Here is a 399-nt window from a genome sequence, read left to right on the forward strand (position 1 = left end):
CAACGATTACATCCGTCCTGGAACATCCATCGATATCTTAACTGTAAGTTCTCCAAACGATAACTTAGCTGGAAACATCGATAAGCCGAAGCGCTTTAGAGGGGTGAAGGCGTCGATGTTTCTTAAAAACGTCAAAGTACTCAACATTGGAAATGATGCAACTGGCGATAGCTCTATTACCGCTCGCGCTCCGAGTAAAGAGGATGGACTGACTACGGTGGTCATCGAAGTTAGCCCCGACGAGTTACCAAAACTTGCATTAGCGCAACGAACAATGCACATCGAGATTTACCGAAGCCAAACCTACACGCAACCTGAGTATGCAGAGGTGCGCAATATTATCGATAACTATACCGGGATTGCTGAGTTACGTGGTAACGAGAACAACCCGAGAGAGGC

The 399-nt window shown here is 46.6% G+C and carries 1 protein-coding gene; it reads left to right on the forward strand.

Annotation, left to right across the window (positions count from 1 at the left end; all coding sequences use genetic code 11):
• On the forward strand, positions 1–399 hold a 399-nt coding region (locus AB4512_RS22580; protein ID WP_372175769.1), incomplete at both ends, for an RcpC/CpaB family pilus assembly protein.

It is taken from the genome of Vibrio sp. 10N.222.52.B7, assembly GCF_041474275.1.
Taxonomy (GTDB): domain Bacteria; phylum Pseudomonadota; class Gammaproteobacteria; order Enterobacterales; family Vibrionaceae; genus Vibrio; species Vibrio crassostreae_C.